Consider the following 4,485-nt stretch of genomic DNA (forward strand, 5'->3'; position numbering starts at 1 on the left):
GGACGCTCTGCTTCGCGTCCGACTGCGAACAAGGGCTTTTCATTCGCAGGGCGGTGCCGGGCGCCGCAGGCGCCCCGCACCGCCCGAACACGTGTAAGGGAGGGGGTTCCTCGGATCGGCGCTAAGAGCGCGCCCGCTCCAGGAGCGGAGCGATCGCCGGTGGCGGTGGCATCCCCGGGAAGGTGGGACGCACGGCCCGCGTTCGCTGCTCCTCCGCGGCCTTGATCCATCGCCAGAGCGCCTCGTTCAGCGGGGTCGGAATCCCAATCCGCCGGCCGATGGCTGCCACCGCGCCGTTCAGTGCATCGATCTCGGTCGGGCGCCCCCGGCGTAGATCCTGGCGCATGGAAGAAGAGTTCTCCGCTGTCCGCCGGCAGACCTCTGCCACGAAGCCCTCCGGATCCTGGAAGGGCAGGGAAATGCCCTGAGCCCCGGCCACCGCTGCTGTTTCCCGTGCGACCCCTCGGGCCAGCCGCCAGAGATCCGAACGCTCCAGCAGGGCCCCGTTCGGCACATCGAAGAGGGCCGTAATGGGGTTGATCGCTGTGTTGACCACCAGTTTCCCCCAGATCACGCCCTGCAGATCCCTGTGGAGTTCCACCTGGAACCCTGCTTGCTTCAGGATATCCGCGATCCTTTCCGATGGCTTTGAATTTAAGGATGGGGCGCCCAGCCAGATGGAGCCCATCCCACTCAGTCGGGCGTGCCCGGGCGCCAGGAGGGTGGCGCCCATCGTGGTGACGCCCTGAAGCGCGCGAGAAGGGCCCAGGATCTCCTGAAGCGTTTCCAGCGGCCCCAGCCCGTTCTGAAGGGTCAAGGCGATCCCATCCGGCCGCAACACCTGCCGGGCCCACCGCGCGGCCCGTTCGGTCTGATAGGTCTTCACCAGGATCAGGGCGAGGTCGCACGGGGGGACTTCCGTTGGATCCGCAGCCGTCGCCACGCGGGCGGTTTCCTCTCCTTCGGCCGTCGTCAGGCGCAAGCCATCCTGGCGCGCGGCCTTCAGAGCCTCTGCCCACGTGCCGAGCATCCAGACCTCGGCGACGCGAGCCAGGCGGACCCCAAACAGGGTTCCCATGGCGCCGGTGCCCAGCAGGGCGATCCGCATCATTTCGATTCCTCCACCGGTGTGGGAGCGGGAAAGGCCTCCAGCATGACCTGGAAGGCGGCCAGCTCTTCTGGATCCATCGAGAAGGCATGCTCCGGGCCGGGGAAGCGATGGCTTCGCACGTCTTCGCAGTAGGCCTGAACCGCTCGCACGATCTCCCTGTGGAGGTCCGCATACTTCTTCACGAAGCGCGGTGTGAAGCGGTCGAAAAGGCCGAGGAGATCGTGGAGGACCAGCACCTGGCCGTCGCAGCCGCTCCCTGCCCCAATGCCGATGGTGGGGATCCGTAGGCGCTGGGTGATCGCCGTGGCCACTGGCTCCGGGACCATCTCCAGGACGATGGCGAAGCAACCGGCGGCTTCCAGGGCCAGGGCGTCCTCCAGCAGACGCCGGGCATCGACGGCCGTGCGTCCCTGCAGGCGGTAGCCACCCAACTTGTGAAGAGATTGAGGGGTGAGGCCGATGTGGCCCATCACGGGGATCCCAGCGCGCACAATGGCTTCAATGGTGGAAACCATCTCCTGTCCCCCCTCCAGTTTGACGGCATCCATGCCGGCCTCCTTCAGGAACCGGCCGGCGTTTCGAACCGCCTCCGCGAGATCCGCCTGATAGGCCATAAAGGGAAGATCCCCCACCAGCAGTGCGGAAGGGTTCGCCCGAGCGACCGCTTTCGCGTGGTGGAGCATTTCCTCCATCGTCACTGGGAGCGTGTTGGAGTAACCGAGGACGACCATGCCGAGGGAATCCCCCACCAGGATCACATCGACGCCCGCCTGATCCACGGCGAGGGCGGTCGGATAATCGTAGGCGGTGATCATGGTGATCGGCTCGCGGGCTGCCTTCCGTGCCTGAAGCGTGTGGATGGTGACTTTTTTACGGGCCATGGTCCCCTCCGGAAAGCTTGCGAAGTTTTCGAGGATGCGGGTGAAACCGGGCGGACAGCGATGAAGGATGGGATTCCCAAGCTGCCCGGATGGATCCGCCGGAGGCGATGGCGATCCTTTCATCCTCATCCCGGCCTAGCCTTGCCGTCGAGGCGGGGGGAGGTCGGGAGCGAAAATGGGGAAGGATCCACATCCCAAAGGCGGGCACCGCTGGAAAGAGACAACGGGAGGCGGAAGAGGTCCCTTGGGCGGAACCATCCCGGACCTCACCGTCCCGGTCGCCCCACGGCAATCCAGGCGGTTGCAGGAGGATCATAGAGGCGAACGCTTCTCCTATCAGCTCACCGCCCACTCGGGGTCGGTGGCGTTTTTCAGTATATCACGCACGGGGCGATCGAACCAATAGGACCTCCTGCGAGAGAGGCCGCAGCGCTCACTCCGATTTCTCCCTTCGCGGGCTTTCGGGGCCCGCCCGGCCCGCTATGATCTCTTCCCTCGGAGCCCGGGGATCTCCCCGCTTTCGAAGCGACACCGGACGGGCTTCAGAAGCCTTGTGACTTCGGCCGGATAGAGCTCAACAGGAGATTCAACCCAACCAGCCCGATCAGGATCGGGAGGTTCACGAAGAGCACGGCGGCCAGCAAGGGGGTGAGCCGCGCGAGGCTCTCGATGGCCAGAGTCATGATGGCCTGATGCAACGAGATCGGGCCGGCGAGCAGGAGGAAAAGGGCCAGGAGACCGCCGGCGATCCCGATCGCGGGCCATGCCGCCCGATCCGCGGGGCTGGGCCACATGGCATTGCCTACAGCGAAGATCCAATAAAACCCCACCCATCCCCATTTCTGCTGCGGGAGGGCTTGCAGCATCCGCCATGCGGATCCCCACAACGCCACGCCGAAAGTGGAGGCGTCCGGCCATTGACCGCCGACGATGGCGATCGTGATCAGCCCCACCACCAGCGGGGCTGTGCCGATCAGGCTCATCCGGAAGGGATCAGCCTCCGCCAGCTGAACCGCTCCCAGGCGGATCTGTCCTCCGGCCCGCTGGGGCCATATCGCGAAGCGATAGCGACGCACGCCCAGGAGCAGAGCAGCCAGCCAGTGGCTGAGCTCATGGAGGAAAACCCCGGGGAACAGCAGGGCCCAGTAGAGCATCACAGCGGCGTCTGGATGGCCCGTGAGCCGGTTCAGCGCGATCTGGAGGTTGCGATGGAGCGCCCGCTGGACCATATAGAGCAGAAGGCTGGTCGTCAGGAAGACCAGGCCGGTTTCCAGGGCCACCGCCGAACCCATCGCTTATCCCTCCCGGCCCAGAGTGGCCCCCAGGAAATCCGGATGGCCGTTCAGGAAGGCCTCGATCGGCATCATCCGCTTGCCCTCCGGCTGGATTTCCAGGAGCACCAAGGCGCCTTCCCCCGTGCCAACCGCTGCTCCCCGATCGACCGGGACGACCTGGCCTGGAGGAGCGGAAAGATCCAGGCGAACCCGGGCGCGGCCGATCTTCAGCAGCCGTCCCTTCCAGAACGTGTAGCCGCCGGGCCAGGGGGTGAAGGCCCGGATCCGTCGTTCGATTTCGATAGCCGGCCGCCGCCAGTCGATCTCCCCATCCGCCTTGGTGATCGGAGGGCAATACGTGGCCTGGGAGGGGTCCTGGGGCTGGGGGATGATCTCCCCGGCCAGCCAGCGGCGGAGGGTCTCGCGCATCAATCGGGCTCCGCGCTGAGCCAGACGTTCCCCCAAGGTCTCCGCCGTGTCTTCCGGAGCGATCGGCTCCCGCTCCATCGCCAGGATCGGCCCGGCATCGACCTCCTCGGTCATCAGCATCACCGTCACCCCTGTCTCGGGATCGCCGTTCAGGATCGCCGCCTGGATCGGCGCCGGGCCCCGATAACGAGGGAGCAGGGAGGCATGGAGGTTCAGGCACCCGTAAGGGGGCAGTTGCAGGACCTCCGAAGGCAGGATCAGTCCGTAGGCCACCACCACGATGGCGTCGGGCTGGAGTTCTCGCAGCCGGGCCACGGCGGCGGGGTCTCGACGCAGGGAGCGAGGCTGGAAAACCGGAAACCCTCGCGCTTCCGCCCAGCGCTTCACCGGGGGCGGGGTCGGTCGCAGCCCCCGGCCAGCCGGTTTGTCCGGTTGCGTGAAAACGGCGACGATCTCATGTTCCTCTGCCACGGCCTCGAAGGTCGGCAGCGCAAAAGTAGGGGATCCCATCAGGACCAGACGGGCCATGGAGAACCTCCCCCCTCGCTTGCTCCCGATCGCGTGGGAGCAGAAAGACGCTGAGTGGTTGAGAGTTTCCTGAGATGGTGCGATCACATCCCCCGGCAGGGTCCATCAAGCGAGATGGAAAGGGCCGGGCTGACCATTGCGGATCGTCCTTCCATCCCGGGGGAAGGACCTCAGCGCGATCTCTTTTAGTATAGTTTGGGACGCGGAGTGGGAAGGAAGGAAAAGCCCAGGCGCGGAAATCAACCTCAACATCCCACGGGAC

The 4,485-nt window shown here is 65.9% G+C and carries 4 protein-coding genes; all 4 read right to left on the reverse strand.

What is annotated here, in order from left to right; translation table 11 throughout:
* Positions 1 to 121: 121 nt before the first annotated feature.
* Positions 122 to 1,111: a 2-dehydropantoate 2-reductase gene (locus NZM16_RS05900; protein ID WP_295479270.1), complete on the reverse strand. Its 990-nt coding sequence runs from the start codon at positions 1,109 to 1,111 to the stop codon at positions 122 to 124.
* On the reverse strand, positions 1,108 to 1,992 hold the full coding sequence (panB, locus tag NZM16_RS05905) for a 3-methyl-2-oxobutanoate hydroxymethyltransferase (protein ID WP_295479273.1): 885 nt from the start codon (positions 1,990 to 1,992) through the stop codon (positions 1,108 to 1,110). The genes NZM16_RS05900 and panB overlap by 4 nt, the downstream gene beginning before the upstream one ends.
* Before the next feature lie 542 nt (positions 1,993 to 2,534).
* Positions 2,535 to 3,284: a hypothetical protein gene (locus NZM16_RS05910; RefSeq protein WP_295449334.1), complete on the reverse strand. Its 750-nt coding sequence runs from the start codon at positions 3,282 to 3,284 to the stop codon at positions 2,535 to 2,537.
* Between the two features lie 3 nt (positions 3,285 to 3,287).
* Positions 3,288 to 4,223, reverse strand: coding sequence for a methionyl-tRNA formyltransferase (gene fmt, locus NZM16_RS05915; RefSeq protein WP_295449336.1), 936 nt, complete (start codon positions 4,221 to 4,223; stop codon positions 3,288 to 3,290).
* Between the last annotated feature and the right edge of the window lie 262 nt (positions 4,224 to 4,485).

The sequence above is a fragment of the Thermoflexus sp. genome, assembly GCF_025055495.1.
Lineage (GTDB): Bacteria > Chloroflexota > Anaerolineae > Thermoflexales > Thermoflexaceae > Thermoflexus.